This is a genomic window from Azorhizobium sp. AG788 (assembly GCF_943371865.1).
In the GTDB taxonomy this organism is placed as follows: Bacteria; Pseudomonadota; Alphaproteobacteria; order Rhizobiales; family Xanthobacteraceae; genus Azorhizobium.
On sequence record NZ_CALRWL010000047.1, the window covers coordinates 1 to 15,388 of the forward strand.

Sequence of the window (15,388 nt, forward strand, 5' to 3'; positions counted from 1 at the left end):
CGCCGGCACTGCTCGCCAAATCAGGAGCGGGCGCCCACCAGTTGCGGGGTCTCGCGATAGTCCTGCGGGAACAAACGCTTGAGGCTTTCCACCTTCGGCTTGTCGTTGATGACGATGTACATATTGTCCGGATGCCGCACCAGATAGTCCTGGTGATAGCTCTCCGCGGGATAGAAGGCGCTGAGCGGCTCGATGGTGGTGGCGATCGGCCGGGGGTAGACCTTGCTCGCGCCCAGCTGCGCCACATAATCGGTGGCCAGCGCGCGCTGGGCGGCATCGTCGACGAAAATGGCGGAGCGATATTGCGTGCCCACATCCGGCCCCTGCCGGTTCTTCTGGGTCGGATCGTGCACCACCGAGAAGAAGATGCGCAGCAATTCGCCCGCCCCCACCACGCGGGGATCATAGGTGATGCGCACCGCCTCCGCGTGACCGGTGTCGCCATTGCTGACGCGGGAATAGTCCGCGGTCTCCTTGGTGCCGCCCGCATAGCCGGACACGGCGGAACTGACGCCCTTGACGTGCTGATACACCGCCTGCACGCCCCAGAAACAGCCGCCCGCCACCACCAAAGTGGCGGTGTCGCCGGTTTCCGCGGGCGCCTTCACCGGCGCCGGGGCGAGGACCACGCTTTCGGCGGCGTGAACGCCGGTGGAGAAGGGCGCGGCCAGAAGCAGAGCGAGCGCCGACAGCGCCAGGAAGCGGCGACGGGCGACGTGCGGGAGGGCGCCACGGACAGGCGCATCCGGCGCGTGAGAAACGGTGGTCTTCTGAGTGCGCATTGCGGAGTTCCTTGCACCGCCGCCCGGTGCCTTCGCTATGGGCGGCTTCGGGCACTGTACGTCGCAGAGCCCTGGCCCGTTACACCGATGCCGCCATCGTGACCTGACGTATCGGGACTTCGGGCCGGGCCCATGGCGGCTCAGTCCTCCGCCACCGGCGCGTCTTCCGCGTCCGGGGCGCGGGGGGCGTCGCCGCTTCCTTCCAGAAAGATGCGGCGCCGGATGATCTCCGCCGCCATGAAATCCAGGAACACCCGCACCCGCGCCGCATGACGCAGATCCGGATGGGTCAGCAGCCACAGATCATTGCCATAAGCCGGCTCCGGCGGGGCGAGCCGCACCAGGGCCGGACAGGCATCGGCAATGAAGCAGGGCACGTAGCCGATGCCCAGGCCCGCCTCCACCGCCTCGGCCAGGCCCAGAACCGTATTCACCTTGTAGCCGATGCGCTCCGGCGCCACCCGCGCCTGGACATCGCGCACCACCTGCATGCCGCCGAAGCCATCGCTGAGCGAAATCCAATCGCGCTGCGACAAGGCTTCGTCGGACACCGCCTGCGGATCGGGAAAATCGGACGCCAAGCCGTAGAGCGCCCAGCCCAGGCGCGCCACGCGGCGGCCCACCAGATTGTCCGGGGGCGTGTCGGTGGCGCGGATGGCCACGTCGGCATCGCGCTTGGAGAGGTTGAGGGCGGAATTGCCCAGCACCATTTCCAGCCGCACGTTGGGGTAAGCGGCGCGAAACCGCGTCAGCAGCGGCAATATCAGATGCAGCAGCAGGCTGTCGCTGGTGGTGACGCGCAATTCGCCCGCCGGCGCCAGTTCGCGCCCGGCGATCTTGCGGGTGACGGAGGTGATGTCCGCATCCACCCGCTCGGCCAGCGCCACCACTTCCTCGCCCGCCGGGGTCAAGGCATAGCCGGCCCGGTGGCGCAGGAACAACTGCACCCCCAGCGCCTCCTCGATCTGCCGCAGCCGCCGGAACACGGTGGAATGGTTGACGCCGATCTGCGCCGCTGCCGCCGGCAGGCCGCGCGCATCGGCCACCGCCTTGATCAGGCGGAAGTCATCCCAGGCCAGGTTCTTGAACGGCTCCGCCACGGTAGTCTCCCGACCTGCGCCAGTGCGCACGAAAGCGACCGCGCAGCAGCTGCGCGGTCGCATCTAGCATATCTGAACCGATCAGGCGGTGCGGGCGGCAGGCTTGGTCTGGGTCAGCTGCGCCACGGTCACCGACTTCAGGGCGAAGGCGCCATCGCCGAGGAAGCCCTGGACCACCGCGGCCATGGCGAGGAAGGCGGGATATTCCCAGCCACCGCCGGCGGCATTGAACACCCAGCCGTTCGGGGCATGCACCGAGAGCGCGCCCAGCAGCAGCGGCACCAGGGCCAAAGAGACCACCCGGCCGTAGAAGCCGACCAGGATGGCGACGCCGCCGATGAACTCGCCCAGCACGATCGGCCAAGCCAGCGCCGTGGGCAGGCCCACCTGGGCCAGATAGCCGGCAAATCCGGGCATCGTGAACACGGCGAACTTCAGATAGGCGTGCGAGATGAACATGACGCCGAGGGTGACGCGGAGGAGGAAGGCGCCATAAGGGGCGGTGCGATTGTCGATCATGGGAAGTCTCCAGTCTCAAGGGTTTGAAGGGTCCGGGGCCGTTCAGCGACCCCGGCGGTCAACTCACTGTGGAGCCACCATCCTCATTTCCTCACCGCAACGCAATTTCGAATTTCGCACGATCGACATTGCACCCGCGCAATCGAAAGTGCTGGCGTTGGGGGCCGGCTGACCTATCTCTGGTGGCAAGGGCGCCGACCGGCCCCACACCCCATCCTCAGGAGTTCAGCCATGACATCCGCCTCCATCCCCGGCATCCACCACATCACCGCCATTTCCGGTCCCGCCCAGCGCAACCTGGACTTCTACACCCGCGTCCTCGGTCTGCGGCTGGTGAAGAAGACGGTGAATTTCGACGATCCGGGCACCTATCACTTCTATTTCGGCGACGAGACCGGCCAGCCCGGCACCATCCTCACCTTCTTCCCCTGGGCCCATGTGGCGCCGGGCCGGCTGGGGGTGGGCGAAACGCAGGAGACCGTGTTCCGGGTGCCGGAAGGCGCCATGGGCTATTGGCTGCACCGGCTGGTAGAAACCGGCGTCGCCCACCAGGCGCCCATTGAGCGCTTCGGCGACAAGGTGATCCCGTTCAAGGATCCCGACGGCATGCGTCTGGCGCTCGTCGGCGTCCCCGGCATCGAGGGCGAGCCGGCCTGGACCGGCGGCACCGTGCCGGCGGAGGCGGCCATCCGTGGCTTCCATTCCGCCAGCCTGCTCCTGGCTGATACCGCCCCCACCGGCGCCATCCTCACCGATGTGCTCGGCTTCACCGAAGTGGCCCGCGAGGGCGATCTGGTGCGCTACCGGGCAGGCACCACACAGATCGGCGGCATCGTCGATCTGCGCGGCGCCGGCGGTTTCCTGCCCGCCCGCATGGGCGGCGGCTCGGTGCACCACATCGCCTTCCGGGCGGCGGATGATGCCGCTGAAATGGAGATGGTGCGCAAGCTGCAGGAGAACCACGGCATCACCACCACCGAGCAGAAGGACCGCAACTACTTCCGGTCCGTCTACTTCCGCGAGCCCGGCCATGTGCTGTTCGAGATTGCCACCGATGTCCCCGGCTTTGCCGCCGACGAGCCGGTGTCCAGCCTCGGCGCGGCGCTGAAGCTGCCGTCGTTCCTGGAGCCACGCCGCGCCTCCATCGAAGAGGTGCTGCCGGTCCTGGTCTGAGCCAAGGCCCGCCGCGCGCCCCGGCGCCGGCGGGCTGACGCCAGCGGACCTCACATGATCCCCGTCTGACCCCCAGCCCCCCATGGGAGGTTGCCATGACCACCGATACGTCTTTGTCCTTCATTCATCGCTTTGAACCGGCTCGCGCCCCCGGCGCCGCACCGCTTCTGCTGCTGCACGGCACCGGCGGCGACGAGGCGGACCTTCTGCCCCTCGGGCGCGCCGTCTCGCCCAACGCGGCCCTGCTCTCGCCCCGCGGGCGGGTGCTGGAAGGCGGCATGCCGCGCTTCTTCCGTCGCCTGTCGGAAGGCGTGTTCGACGAGGCGGACGTGCGTCGCCGCGCCGGAGAACTGGCGGACTTCATCGCCGAGGCCCGGGTAGCCTATGGCCTGCCCGCGCCCATGGCGCTGGGCTTTTCCAATGGCGCCAACATCGCCGCCGCGGTGCTTCAGCTTCACCCCGAGGCCCTGGCCGGAGCGGTTCTGCTGCGCGCCATGGTGCCGCTGAGCGATCCGCCGCCCGCCGATCTCACCGGCAAGAAGATCCTCATGCTCTCGGGCGCAGTGGATCCCATCGTGCCGTCGGCGAACTCCACCCGTTTGGCGGACATCTTCACCCGCCAGGGCGCCCATGTGCGCCATCAGGTCCTGCCGGTGGGCCACGGCCTGTCCCAGGCCGACTTGAGCCTCACCCAGGCCTGGCTGGCCGCCGCCTGACACCGCACTCAGGGGTCCGCCGCACCATGCGGCGGCCCCCTCCCATGCCCGGCCGCCCCGCGCCGCCGGTCCGCGCACGCGCGCCAGATCCGGCACCAGGATCGGCCCCGCCCGCACATGGCAATGGACGCAGTGAGCCAGCCGCTAGCGGCAAGCCCTCCAAACAGCGTATCGTTCGCCGCCTCATGGTCGAGGTGGATCGGCTGCGAATCGCAAGCCTCCTGCGAAAAGGCGATGATCTCGGGCGCCTCCGATGTGAGGCCGGCGCTCGGTAAAATGCTGGCTCACGGGGAGGTCGTCGCGGTAAATCGCTGGCGTAGCAGGGAGCGATGGGATGTCCGTTGATCTCTGCATGCCCACCCCGGCTCTGCAGTGGCGCACCGGCGAAACCGGGGCTCCGCGCGGGCGCCAAATGTCTTGAGTGCAAACCCTTGGGGCACAAGTAACTTGCCGGATGACTGGATCGGACCTAGTTTCTCCCCCCGTGCCGCGGGCCCCTCCCGCCGCGCTGCCATTGGCGGCCTTGCTCGGCACAGCGGCTCCCCCCTCCTGGCGGCGACGCGCCCTGGCGCCGAGGCGCTTTCTTTGCTTCCTTTCCGCACGCTTTGGCCAATGAGTCTGGTCACGCCCGTCCGCGGCGCCCGGCGTCACGCCCGTTCAAGGATGTCCGTTCCATGTCGAAGGCCTACTCGCAGCGGGTCGTAGTTACCGGCCTCGGCCTCGTGTCGCCTTTGGGGTGCGGGGTGGAGCCGGTGTGGTCGCGCCTGATCGCCGGGCGCTCGGGCCTGCGCCGGCTGCCGGACGCCATGGTGCCGGACGTGGAGCCCAAGGTGGCGGGCGTGGTGCCGTCGCGGGCCGAGGATCCGCACGGCTTCGACATGGAGGCGGTCCCGGTCAAGGACCGCAAGAAGATGGACCGCTTCATTCTGTTCGCCCTGGAGGCCTCCCGCCAGGCGCTGGAACAGGCCGGCTGGCAGCCGGAGGACGAAGCGGATCTGGAGCGCACCGGCATCATCATGGCCTCCGGCATCGGCGGCTTCCAAGGCATCGTCGAGGCGGTGCGCACGGTGGATACGCGGGGCGCCAAGCGCCTGTCGCCCTTCACCATTCCCTCGTTCCTGATCAGTCTGGCCGCCGGGCAGGTGTCGATCCGCTACGGCTTCAAGGGTCCGCTCGGGGCGCCCGTCACCGCCTGCGCCGCCAGCGTGCAGGCCATCGGCGACGGCTTGCGGCTGATTCGCTCGGGCGAAGCGGATGTGATGATCTGCGGCGGCGCGGAAGCCTGCATCGACCGGGTGAGTCTGGGCTCGTTCGCCGCCGCCCGCGCCCTCTCCACCCATTTCAACGACACGCCCGAGGCCGCATCCCGGCCGTTCGATTCCGCCCGGGACGGCTTCGTCATGGGCGAAGGCGCCGCGTCCCTGGTGATCGAGACCCTCGAACATGCGTTGGCGCGGGGCGCGACGCCCCTGGCGGAAGTGGCCGGATACGGCACCAGTTCGGACGCCTTCCATGTGACCGCCGCCCCGGAAAATGGCGAAGGCGCCCAGCGCGCCATGCGCGCGGCCCTGGGCATGGCCGGCCTGGAGCCGGGACAGATCGGCTATATCAATGCCCACGCCACCTCCACCCCGGTGGGCGACACCAGCGAACTGGCGGCGATCCGGGCGGTGTTCGGCGACAGCGGCCCGGCCATCTCCTCCACCAAATCCGCCACCGGACATCTGCTGGGCGCGGCGGGTGCGCTGGAAGCGGCGTTCTCAATCCTTGCCCTGCGCGACGGCATGCTTCCGCCGACCCTGAATCTCACCGATCCCGATCCCGCCGCCGCCGGTCTCGACCTGATCGGGCCGCAGGCGCGGGCGGAACAGGTGGACTATGCCCTGTCCAATGGCTTCGGCTTCGGCGGCGTCAATGCCTGCGTGATCTTCCGGCGCTGGACCGGACGCTGACGGGACGGGCACCGCCCGCCCCGCACCCACGCCAGCCCCTTTGGGCCGGATGGCCTATTGCGGCAGTTCACCCACCGGGCGGCCCAGCCACTTCTGCGACATGGCATTCAACGTGCCGTCGGCCTTGGCCGCCAGGATGATGGCGTTGACCTTGGCCCGCAGCCGCTCGTCGCCCTTCGCAATGCCGACAAAGCAGGGCGAATCCTTGATGAGGAACTTGAACTCGGTGTTGGTGGCCGGGTTCATCTGCATGATGGTGCCGGCGGCGGCGGCGCTGATGGCGACCAATTGGGTCTGCCCCGCCACATAGGCCGAGGCGGTGGCGGCATTGTCCTCATAGCGCTTCACCACCACGCCGGGCGGCGTCACCTTCTCCAGTTCCTGGTCTTCCATGGCGCCGCGGGTCACCGCCACGGTCTTGCCCGCCATGTCGGCCGGCCCCTTCACCGCCACCGACTTGCCGCCGAATACCGCCTGGAAGAACGGCGCATAGGCGTAGCTGAAGTCCAGCACCTTCTCGCGCTCGGCATTCTTGCCCAAGGTGGAGATGATCAGGTCCACCTTGCCGGTCTGGAGATAGGGAATGCGGTTGGCGCTGGTGACAGACACCAGTTCCGCCTTCACGCCCATCTTCTCGGCAATCAATTCCGCCATGGCGATGTCCAGGCCCTGCGGTTTCAGGTCGGGGCCGACGAAGCCATAGGGCGGATAGTCGGTGGGAACGGCGATGCGGATCACCTTGCGCGCCATGATGGCATCCAGGCCATCCTCCGCCCGCGCCGGCGGCGCGAGCCCCAGCAGCGCCGCGAAAGCACAAAGAAAGAGAGCGGATCTGCGGTTCATGGGAGGTCTCCTCGGGCTCAAAACGCACAGGTTACGGTGCCGCGGCGGCACGCTGCTCACCCCAGCAGCCCCCGCAGCGGGCGCATTTTGCATGCAGGAGTCATGCCGTTACGCGCGGCGGCGACCTATCCCCGGCCTGCGGCTCCCTGGACCGGCAGGGCGATGGAATATTTCACCTGGCTAAGGGCAAAACTCGATTCGATGGACGCGATGCCGTCCAGCCGGGTCAGCTTGGTCTTGAGAAACGTCTCATAGGCTGCCAAATCGCGCGCCACCACGCGCAGCAGATAATCCCGCGCGCCGGTCATGAGATAGCACTCCAGCACTTCCTCCCAGCCGGAGATGGCCTTGGCGAAGCGCTCCAGATCTTCTTCCTTCTGGCGTTCCAGCTTGATGGAAATGAACACGCTCACATGCAGGCCGATGGCCGCCTGGTCCACGATCGCCACGTGGCGGACGATGACCCCGCTCTCTTCCAGCATCCGCACCCGGCGATGGCAGGGCGAGGCGGACAGTCCCACCTGGGCTGACAATTCCTGCATGGTGATGCGGCAATCCTCCTGCAGCAGCGTGAGGATCTTGCGGTCGATGGCATCCAGTTCATGCATGGGGACGGGTCGCCCGGCTCGGTTTCCGGCAGGCACGTTATCTCAAGTCCGCCCGCGTGAAAGGGGGCGTGACGGTCCCGTGACGGGATTCGCGCGAAAGATGGATCGGCCCTGGCACCCGCATGCCAGGGCCGATCCCGACGCCGGAGGGGGTCGAGGCGCCGCGGCCCAAAGTGGTGAGCCGCCATGGGTGGTAAACATCCCACCTTGTGCGAGCATGGCGACAATGGCCTTTTTCCCCGATGGGCCGAGCCGGCGACGCCGCAGAGGCAGGGGCAGAGGCACGGCACCGTCACACCGACGCGGCACTAGCCGCGCCGATTCGCCAGCGCCGACCCAGGCGATGCGGTCCTCGGCCACGCGGCCATGTGTGCGCCGCCAGCCCCCTTGCGCTCAAGGCTTTCAGGGCCATATCCCGCGAGGCGCATCGGCCTGCCGACGCGCCCCGGGCGCCACGCCCTTTCCGTCCGTGCCCCAAAGCAATCGCCGACGTTGGGCTTTGCCGCCATCACGCGGACACCGAAGCTCCATCGGGTCCGCCTGTGACCAAAATTCGCACAACCGCCGTCCGAACAGGCTATATCCCGCCCATGCAGCCGATCATCTCCATCCGCGGTCTCTCGAAGACCTATGCGTCCGGCCATTCCGCGCTCAAGGACGTCACGCTTGATATCCGGCGCGGCGAAATCTTCGCGCTGCTGGGCCCCAACGGGGCCGGCAAGACCACTTTGATCTCCATCATCTGCGGCCTGGTCAATCCCAGCACCGGGACCGTGATCGCCGACGGCCACGATATCATCAAGGAGTTTCGGGCCGCGCGGGCGCGCATCGGCCTGGTGCCGCAGGAACTGAGCACCGACGCCTTCGAGACGGTTTGGGACACGGTCAGCTTCAGCCGCGGGCTGTTCGGCAAGGCGCCCAACCCCGCTCATATCGAGAAGGTGCTCAAGGACCTGTCGCTGTGGGACAAGAAGGGTAGCAAGATCATCACCCTGTCCGGGGGCATGAAGCGACGGGTGATGATCGCCAAGGCGCTCTCCCACGAGCCGCAGATCCTGTTCCTGGACGAGCCCACCGCCGGCGTCGACGTGGAACTGCGCCGCGACATGTGGCGGGTGATCCGTGAGCTGCGGGATTCCGGCGTCACCATCATCCTCACCACCCATTATCTGGAAGAGGCCGAGGAGATGGCCGACCGGGTCGGCGTCATCCGCAAGGGCGAGCTGATCCTGGTGGAGGACAAGCTGGATCTGATGCACAAGCTCGGTCGCAAGGAACTGACGCTGCATCTGGCGACGCCGCTCGCCGCCATCCCCGCGGCGCTGAGCGCCCATCCGCTGACCTTGTCCGAAGATGGCACGACGCTGACCTATACCTACGACACCGCCGGCTCCCCCACCTTCATCGCCCCGTTCCTGCAGGACATGGCCGCGGCGGGCATTGCGTTCAACGATCTCCAGACCCAGCAGAGCTCCCTGGAGGAGATTTTCGTCCGTCTGGTGCGAGCCACCCCGTGAGACCTGCGATGCCATCCGGCTTGCCGTCCCACGCACCCGTCATCGCCATGCCCGCACGCCGCGCCGGCCCCGCTCCGGGCCGCCCGCTGCCGCGGGAGCAAAGGGCACGTCCATGAATTACCATGCCATTCGCGCCATCTACATCTTCGAGATGGCCCGCACCCGGCGCACGCTGCTGCAGAGCATCGTCTCGCCGGTCTTGTCCACATCGCTCTATTTCATCGTGTTCGGCTCCGCCATCGGCAGCCACATGGGCGACATCAACGATGTGAGCTACGGGGCCTTTATCGTTCCGGGGCTCATCATGCTGGGGCTCCTGACCCAGAGCATCGCCAACGCCTCGTTCGGCATTTACTTCCCGCGGTTCGTCGGAACGATCTATGAATTGTTGTCCGCGCCGCTCTCGGCGGTGGAGATCGTGATCGGATACGTTGGCGCAGCGGCAACCAAATCCGTCATCCTCGGCCTCATCACCCTGGCGACAGCCGCCCTGTTCGTGGACCTGCGGATTGATCATCCGTTCTGGATGCTCGGTTTCCTGGTGCTGACGTCGGTGACCTTCAGTCTTTTCGGCTTCGTCATCGGCATCTGGGCGGACAGTTTCGAGAAGTTGCAGATGGTTCCACTGCTGGTCATCACGCCGCTCACCTTCCTTGGCGGAAGCTTCTATTCGATCGACATGCTCCCGCCGTTCTGGCGCACGGTGACCTTGTTCAATCCCGTGGTCTACCTGGTGAGTTGTTTCCGCTGGAGCTTCTACGGCATCTCCGATGTCAGCGTCGGCCTGAGCCTTGCCATGACCTTTCTGTTCCTGGCCCTGTGCCTCGGTGCGGTGGTTTGGATCTTCAAGACCGGATATCGAATGAAGAGCTGAGCCCCGCGGGCGCACAATCCGGGCGGAATTCCACCGCAATCGTGGAGATTTATTGCAAATCGGCAACAAATGCCGAATTGGATCGTTTTATCCCGCGGCCGCGCTTGAACAGAGCGTCAAGCTGCTGCAATAAACGTGTATAACCGGAGGACAGGCCGTGGACGATCAAGATTCGAATGACTTCCTGGCAGAGAACGCAGCGCATATCGTCAGCGCCTTCGTTGCCAATAATAGCGTGAGCGCGGCTGAGCTGCCCCAGTTGATCCAGGCGGTTCATGCGGCCCTGGCCGCATTGAGCGCCGAACCAGCGGCCGTCGAAGCGCCCAAGCAGTTGACGCCCGCCATCAGCATCAAGCGCTCGGTCACCCCGGACAGCATCGTCTGCCTGGAATGCGGCCAGAAGTTCAAGTCGCTGAAGCGCCATCTGCTGTCCAAGCATGGGCTGACGCCGGATGAGTTCCGCAAGAAGTGGGAACTGCCCTATGACTATCCGATGGTGGCGCCCAATTATGCGCTGACCCGCTCGGCCATGGCCAAGGAAATCGGCCTCGGCCGCGCCAAGGTGGAAGCCCCGAAGGAGCCGCCGGCTCCGGTGCGCAAGGCCCGCACGCCCCGCGCCAAGAAGGCCTGACGCCGTAAGAAGCCCGTCATGCCAAGGCGGGGCCGTGGAGCGGCCTCGCCTGTGGACGGTCTATTCCGCGCGAGCCCAGGCCTCACCGCCTGGGCCGCGCGCCGTCCGTTTGGATGCAGGGCCGTGAATCCAGGCCCCATATGCGCAGGCCCCTTTTACGAAGGCCCCTTGTACGCAGGCCTCGGAGCGATCGCCTCCCTCACGGCTTGCCACCCGTTCGCGCGCAGCGATGGCCTGCACCACCTGAGGGAGCAGCAATCTCAGAACCGTCGTCCGCGCGGACAGCGGGCTTCGGCCGCACGGGGAGCGGGCGGACGCTCAGTCCACCTTCTCATTGGGATAGACACCCCACAGCTTGCCTTGCTCGATGAAGCCATCGAAGCCGTCGCCGATCAGCCGGCACCATTTGCCGTCACAGGTCTTGACCGTGCCGAGGACGCCCGGCTCCAGCCGCGCGGCGACCTTGGCATTGGCGTCCGGCTTGTCCCGCAGCGTCACCGTCGCGTCCTTGCCCCAGGGCGCCACCAGCGCGGTGCGCCGACCGGACAACATGGAATGATAGACCCAGCCCTCCGCGCCCTCCGCGTCGCGGATGCGCCGCCAGGTCTCGAATTCGGCGGTGATCTCCACCGGCAGGCCGGACCGGGTGAAGATCCAGGCCACGTCCTGATCGCGATTGGGCCCATTGCGCACATTCACCTTGTCCGCCTTCAGCGACACAAAGCGCGGCACGGGAAGTCCGGTTCCGGGCGTGTCGTCCGCTGCACGGGCGCTCGCGCCTGGAAGCACCGCCGCCAACAGCAGGGCGAACGCCGCCGCGCGCGTGTGGAAGGGATGCCGCCCCGTGATCTGCATGTCCGATCGTCCTTTCGCACCACCCGCCGACCCACTTTGGCCAGCCGGTCTCATAAAACCGAGGCAGCCTTGATTTTGCGTTGAGACCCGCAAAATCGGCCACGCCATCCCCTGCGCCCCCGCCGCGCCCGAGGGCGAGCCTGAAGTGCGCTCCGCACGGTCCAGCGTCAAGGGCACGGGGCGCAGCGCTCTTTGTCTTTCGCCGTCCGTCTGCTAGACGGGACTATAAGGGTTAAGAAACGGGGAACGGGGAAGCAAATGGCGCGTCGCAAGCCGCTGGTTGTCGTCACGCGGAAGCTGCCGGATACGGTGGAAACCCGCATGCGGGAGCTGTTCGACGCCCAGCTGAACGTCGATGACATCCCCATGGACCAGGCCGCCTTGGTGGCCGCCGTGAAGCATGCGGACGTGCTGGTCCCCACCCTCACCGATCGCATCGACAATGCCGTATTGTCGCAGGCCGGTGAAAACCTCCGGCTGATCGCCAGCTTCTCCAACGGCGTCGATCATATCGACGTGTCCAGCGCCCTGGCGCGCGGCATCACCGTCACCAATACCCCCGGCGTCCTCACCGAGGATACCGCAGACATGACCATGGCGCTGATCCTGGCCGTGCCCCGCCGTCTGGTGGAAGGCGCGCAAACCTTGATCGGCGAGCGCGACGAATGGAGCGGCTGGTCGCCCACCTGGATGCTCGGGCGCCGCATCTGGGGCAAGCGCCTCGGCATCATCGGCATGGGCCGCATCGGCCAGGCGGTGGCCCGCCGCGCCAAGGCGTTCGGCCTCCAGATCCATTATCACAATCGCCGCCCGCTGCCGGGCGCGGTGGAAGAGGCGCTGGAAGCCACCTATTGGGACAGCCTGGACCAGATGCTGGCCCGCATGGACATCGTCTCGGTGAACTGCCCGCACACGCCGGCCACCTTCCATCTGCTCTCCGCCCGCCGGCTGAAGCTGATGAAGCGCGAAGCCTATGTGGTGAACACCGCCCGCGGCGAAGTGATCGACGAGAACGCCCTCGCCCGCATGCTGGAAGCCGGCGAACTGGCCGGCGCCGGGCTCGACGTGTTCGAGCAGGAGCCGGCGGTGAACCCCAAGCTGGTGCGCCTCGCCCGCAACGGCAAGGTGGTGCTGCTGCCGCACATGGGCTCGGCCACGCTGGAAGGCCGCGTGGACATGGGCGAGAAGGTCATCGTCAACATCAAGACCTTCATGGACGGCCACCGTCCGCCGGATCGCGTCCTGCCCTCCATGCTGTGAAGCGGGAGACGGCCCGGTTCCCATTCTGAAGGCCGCCGTTCAGGCGGCCTTTTCATGTTGGGACAGGTCGGTGATCCGCGCACCCGTTCCGGTCAAGGGATTGTCCGGATCGTAGGCATAGCTCAGCGTCTCGAAGCGCATGGAGCGGGCGTCGATCATCAGCAATTTGCCCACCAGCCCCTCGCCGAAGCCGACAATGGCCCGGATCGCCTCCAGCGCCGCCAGCGAGCCGGCAATGCCGGCCAGAGCCCCCAGCACCCCGGCTTCGGCGCACGGCGCCACCGTGCCCGGCGGCGGCGGTTCGGGAAACAGGCAGCGATAGGTGGGGTTGGGCGTGCCGTCCGGCCCGCTCTCATGGGCACGGATGGTGGTCACGGTGGCGTCGAATGTGCCCAGCGCCGCCGTCACCAGGGTCTTCCTGGCGAGCACGCAGGCGTCCGCCACCAGATAGCGGGTGGCGAAATTGTCCGAGCCGTCCACCACCACATCGGCGGCGGCGATCAAGTCCAGCGCATTGTCGACGCCGATGCGCACCGCGTGGGTGACCATCTCCACATGCGGGTTGATGCCGGCCACCGCATCAGCCGCGCTCTCGGTCTTGGGGCGGCCGATGTCTTGGGTGCGGTGAATCACCTGACGCTGCAGGTTGGATAACGACACCACATCGTCATCCACCAGAATCAGCCGGCCGACCCCCGCTGCCGCCAGATAGAGCAGCGCCGGGGCGCCCAGCCCGCCGGCCCCGATCACCAGGACGGTGGCGGCCTTGAGCTTCTGCTGGCCCGGCCCGCCCACATCAGGCAGCACCAAGTGGCGGGCGTAGCGCTCGATTTCTTCCGATGAAAAAGCCATGGGGGATTTTATCCTCTGGCGGACCGCAGGTCACGCCGTCGCCGGCGCGCTTCAGACCTGCGCCGCGTGCACCATCGGGCCGTCCAGCACCCGCGCGCCCTCGGCGGCTGAGAGGGCATGGCCATAGATGACGAGGCACGGCCCGGCGGCCCCCTCCTCCACCGCCGCCGCCACCGCATCGGACAAGCCGGACACCGGCGCCCAGATCACCTGCTCATTGGCCCGCGTGACGGAGAAGATGGCCACCGCCGGCGTGTGGGGATCGATGCCGGCGCTCAGCAGTTCGCTGACCATGTCCGGCAGCGTGCGGCGCGGCATGTAGACCACGGTGGTGGCGGCCTTGTCGGACAGCGCCTTGAAATCCAGATCGCGCGGCAGCTTGCCGTCACGGGCATGGGCGGTCACCAGTTGCAGCCGCCGGGCGTGGTCGCGATGGGTGAGCGAGGCCACCAGACGGCTGGCGGCGCCCTGGGGCGAGGAGATGCCCGGCACCACCTCCACCGGAATGCCCGCAGCCCGGCAGGCGGCGATCTCTTCGCCGGCGCGGCCGAAGATCATCGGTTCGCCGCCCTTCAGGCGCACCACCCGCCGGCCTTCGCGGGCCAGTTGCACCATCAGCGCATTGATGTCGTCCTGCTTGCAGGACGGGCCATAGCCGGTCTTGCCCACCAGCATCTTCCTGGCTTCGCGGCGGGCGAAATCCAGCACCGCCTCCGAGACCAGATCGTCATAGAGCACCACATCGGCGGATTGCAGCGCCCGCACCGCCTTGAGCGTCAGCAGTTCGGGATCGCCCGGTCCCGCCCCCACCAGCACCACCGAGCCGGTCTCGGGTGCGGCCTGGGTGGCATGGGCCAGCGCCAGCAGGTCGGCTCGATCCGCCTCATTGGGCGCCCGGCCCGGCTCGGCCATGGCCTTGGCGGCAAAACTCTCCCAGAAGCGACGGCGGCCCTGAAACGGCAGATTCAGCGCCGATACAGCCCCGCGCCAGGATTGTGCAGCCTGCGCCCACGCCTTGAAGCCCTGCGGCAGCAGCGCCTCGATCTTGGCACGGATCGCCTGCCCGAATACCGGGGCGGCGCCATCAGTGGAAATGCCCACCACCAAAGGCGAGCGATTGACGATGGCGCCGAAGGCGAAATCGCAATAGGCCGGCTTGTCCACCACGTTCACCGGCACGCCGGCGGCGCGGGCGGCGGCGGCAAAGCGTGCGGCTTCTTCCTCATCGGCGGCATCGCCAATGGCCATGGCCGCGCCGGGAATATCGTCCGCGTGCCAGGGGCGCTTATGGATGGAGATCGGCCCGTCCGGCGCGGCGCCGGCCAGATGCCACATCTCGGCGCAGATCTCTTCGGCGATCACTTCCACCCGCGCACCGGCAGCAGACAGCAGTTCCGCCTTCCATACCGCCGGCTCGCCGCCACCTGCCACCAGCACCCGCTTGCCGGAGAGGGCATAGAACACCGGCAGCCGGGCCAGCTTGTCCATGCGTCCGCCATCGCGCGCGCGGGGGGCACGGCCAGTGGGCGGTGAGCGGTCGGCGGTCATGGGGCTCTGCCTTCTCCTCGGGCGCGGCGCGAACCTGCGACGGTCAGTGTCCGCCCGGCGGGGCGGCTTGCCAAGAGTGCACGGTTCGCGCCTGTCGCGCGAAGGTCATATGGCGGAAGCCGGCCGTTCATTCAACAGAAACTAAGCGATATTCGCTT

The 15,388-nt window shown here is 67.4% G+C and carries 15 protein-coding genes and 1 pseudogene; 7 read left to right on the forward strand and 9 right to left on the reverse strand.

Annotation, left to right across the window (positions count from 1 at the left end; all coding sequences use genetic code 11):
• Window positions 1–20: 20 nt before the first annotated feature.
• The 3 genes from msrA to AAG816_RS21495 form a co-directional block, all read right to left on the reverse strand.
• Window positions 21–782 carry a peptide-methionine (S)-S-oxide reductase MsrA gene (msrA, locus tag AAG816_RS21485; protein WP_341991733.1) on the reverse strand — a complete coding sequence of 254 codons (762 nt, stop codon included), beginning with the start codon at window positions 780–782 and terminating at the stop codon, window positions 21–23.
• A gap of 140 nt (window positions 783–922) precedes the next feature.
• On the reverse strand, window positions 923–1,882 hold the full coding sequence (locus AAG816_RS21490) for a LysR family transcriptional regulator (protein WP_341991734.1): 960 nt from the start codon (window positions 1,880–1,882) through the stop codon (window positions 923–925).
• Between the two features lie 81 nt (window positions 1,883–1,963).
• A complete protein-coding gene (locus AAG816_RS21495) occupies window positions 1,964–2,401 on the reverse strand; it encodes a DoxX family protein (RefSeq protein ID WP_341991735.1) in 438 nt (145 codons plus the stop codon).
• A 231-nt stretch (window positions 2,402–2,632) separates the two neighbouring features.
• Here AAG816_RS21495 and AAG816_RS21500 point away from each other — a divergent pair, with 231 nt between their 5' ends.
• Together AAG816_RS21500 and AAG816_RS21505 are read left to right on the forward strand one after the other, a co-directional pair.
• Window positions 2,633–3,574, forward strand: coding sequence for a ring-cleaving dioxygenase (locus AAG816_RS21500; RefSeq protein WP_341991736.1), 942 nt, complete (start codon window positions 2,633–2,635; stop codon window positions 3,572–3,574).
• A gap of 95 nt (window positions 3,575–3,669) precedes the next feature.
• Window positions 3,670–4,290, forward strand: coding sequence for an alpha/beta hydrolase (locus AAG816_RS21505; RefSeq protein ID WP_341991737.1), 621 nt, complete (start codon window positions 3,670–3,672; stop codon window positions 4,288–4,290).
• Between the two features lie 116 nt (window positions 4,291–4,406).
• Here AAG816_RS21505 and AAG816_RS21510 read toward each other — a convergent pair.
• A pseudogene (locus AAG816_RS21510) lies at window positions 4,407–4,568 on the reverse strand (MaoC/PaaZ C-terminal domain-containing protein); the annotation flags it as partial.
• A gap of 396 nt (window positions 4,569–4,964) precedes the next feature.
• Here AAG816_RS21510 and fabF point away from each other — a divergent pair.
• A complete protein-coding gene (gene fabF / locus AAG816_RS21515; protein WP_341991738.1) occupies window positions 4,965–6,242 on the forward strand; it encodes a beta-ketoacyl-ACP synthase II in 1,278 nt (425 codons plus the stop codon).
• 54 nt (window positions 6,243–6,296) lie between these two features.
• Here the strand turns inward: fabF and AAG816_RS21520 are convergent, their stop codons facing one another.
• Window positions 6,297–7,085 (reverse strand): transporter substrate-binding domain-containing protein, encoded by a 789-nt coding sequence (locus tag AAG816_RS21520; RefSeq protein WP_341991739.1) that lies wholly within the window; start codon window positions 7,083–7,085, stop codon window positions 6,297–6,299.
• A gap of 125 nt (window positions 7,086–7,210) precedes the next feature.
• Window positions 7,211–7,693 carry an Lrp/AsnC family transcriptional regulator gene (locus AAG816_RS21525; protein WP_341991740.1) on the reverse strand — a complete coding sequence of 161 codons (483 nt, stop codon included), beginning with the start codon at window positions 7,691–7,693 and terminating at the stop codon, window positions 7,211–7,213.
• Window positions 7,694–8,283: 590 nt separating this feature from the next.
• Here AAG816_RS21525 and AAG816_RS21530 point away from each other — a divergent pair.
• The 3 genes from AAG816_RS21530 (at window position 8,284) to AAG816_RS21540 (ending at window position 10,715) form a co-directional block, all read left to right on the forward strand.
• On the forward strand, window positions 8,284–9,210 hold the full coding sequence (locus tag AAG816_RS21530) for an ABC transporter ATP-binding protein (protein WP_341991741.1): 927 nt from the start codon (window positions 8,284–8,286) through the stop codon (window positions 9,208–9,210).
• A 112-nt stretch (window positions 9,211–9,322) separates the two neighbouring features.
• On the forward strand, window positions 9,323–10,084 hold the full coding sequence (locus AAG816_RS21535; protein ID WP_341991742.1) for an ABC transporter permease: 762 nt from the start codon (window positions 9,323–9,325) through the stop codon (window positions 10,082–10,084).
• A 157-nt stretch (window positions 10,085–10,241) separates the two neighbouring features.
• Window positions 10,242–10,715, forward strand: coding sequence for a MucR family transcriptional regulator (locus AAG816_RS21540; protein WP_341991743.1), 474 nt, complete (start codon window positions 10,242–10,244; stop codon window positions 10,713–10,715).
• Between the two features lie 318 nt (window positions 10,716–11,033).
• On the opposite strand, the gene AAG816_RS21545 is transcribed toward AAG816_RS21540, so the two are convergent.
• The gene (locus AAG816_RS21545; protein WP_341991744.1) at window positions 11,034–11,570 is read right to left on the reverse strand and encodes an SH3 domain-containing protein; all 537 of its coding nucleotides are present in this window, start codon (window positions 11,568–11,570) and stop codon (window positions 11,034–11,036) included.
• A 258-nt stretch (window positions 11,571–11,828) separates the two neighbouring features.
• Between AAG816_RS21545 and AAG816_RS21550 the strand changes: the two genes are divergently transcribed.
• Window positions 11,829–12,830 carry a D-glycerate dehydrogenase gene (locus AAG816_RS21550; RefSeq protein WP_341991745.1) on the forward strand — a complete coding sequence of 334 codons (1,002 nt, stop codon included), beginning with the start codon at window positions 11,829–11,831 and terminating at the stop codon, window positions 12,828–12,830.
• 39 nt (window positions 12,831–12,869) lie between these two features.
• On the opposite strand, the gene moeB is transcribed toward AAG816_RS21550, so the two are convergent.
• Both moeB and cysG read right to left on the reverse strand, forming a co-directional pair.
• Window positions 12,870–13,682, reverse strand: a complete 813-nt coding sequence (gene moeB / locus AAG816_RS21555) for a molybdopterin-synthase adenylyltransferase MoeB (RefSeq protein WP_341991746.1) — start codon at window positions 13,680–13,682, stop codon at window positions 12,870–12,872.
• Between the two features lie 51 nt (window positions 13,683–13,733).
• Entirely contained in the window at window positions 13,734–15,230 is a 1,497-nt protein-coding gene (gene cysG / locus AAG816_RS21560) for a siroheme synthase CysG (protein WP_341991747.1), read from the reverse strand.
• Between the last annotated feature and the right edge of the window lie 158 nt (window positions 15,231–15,388).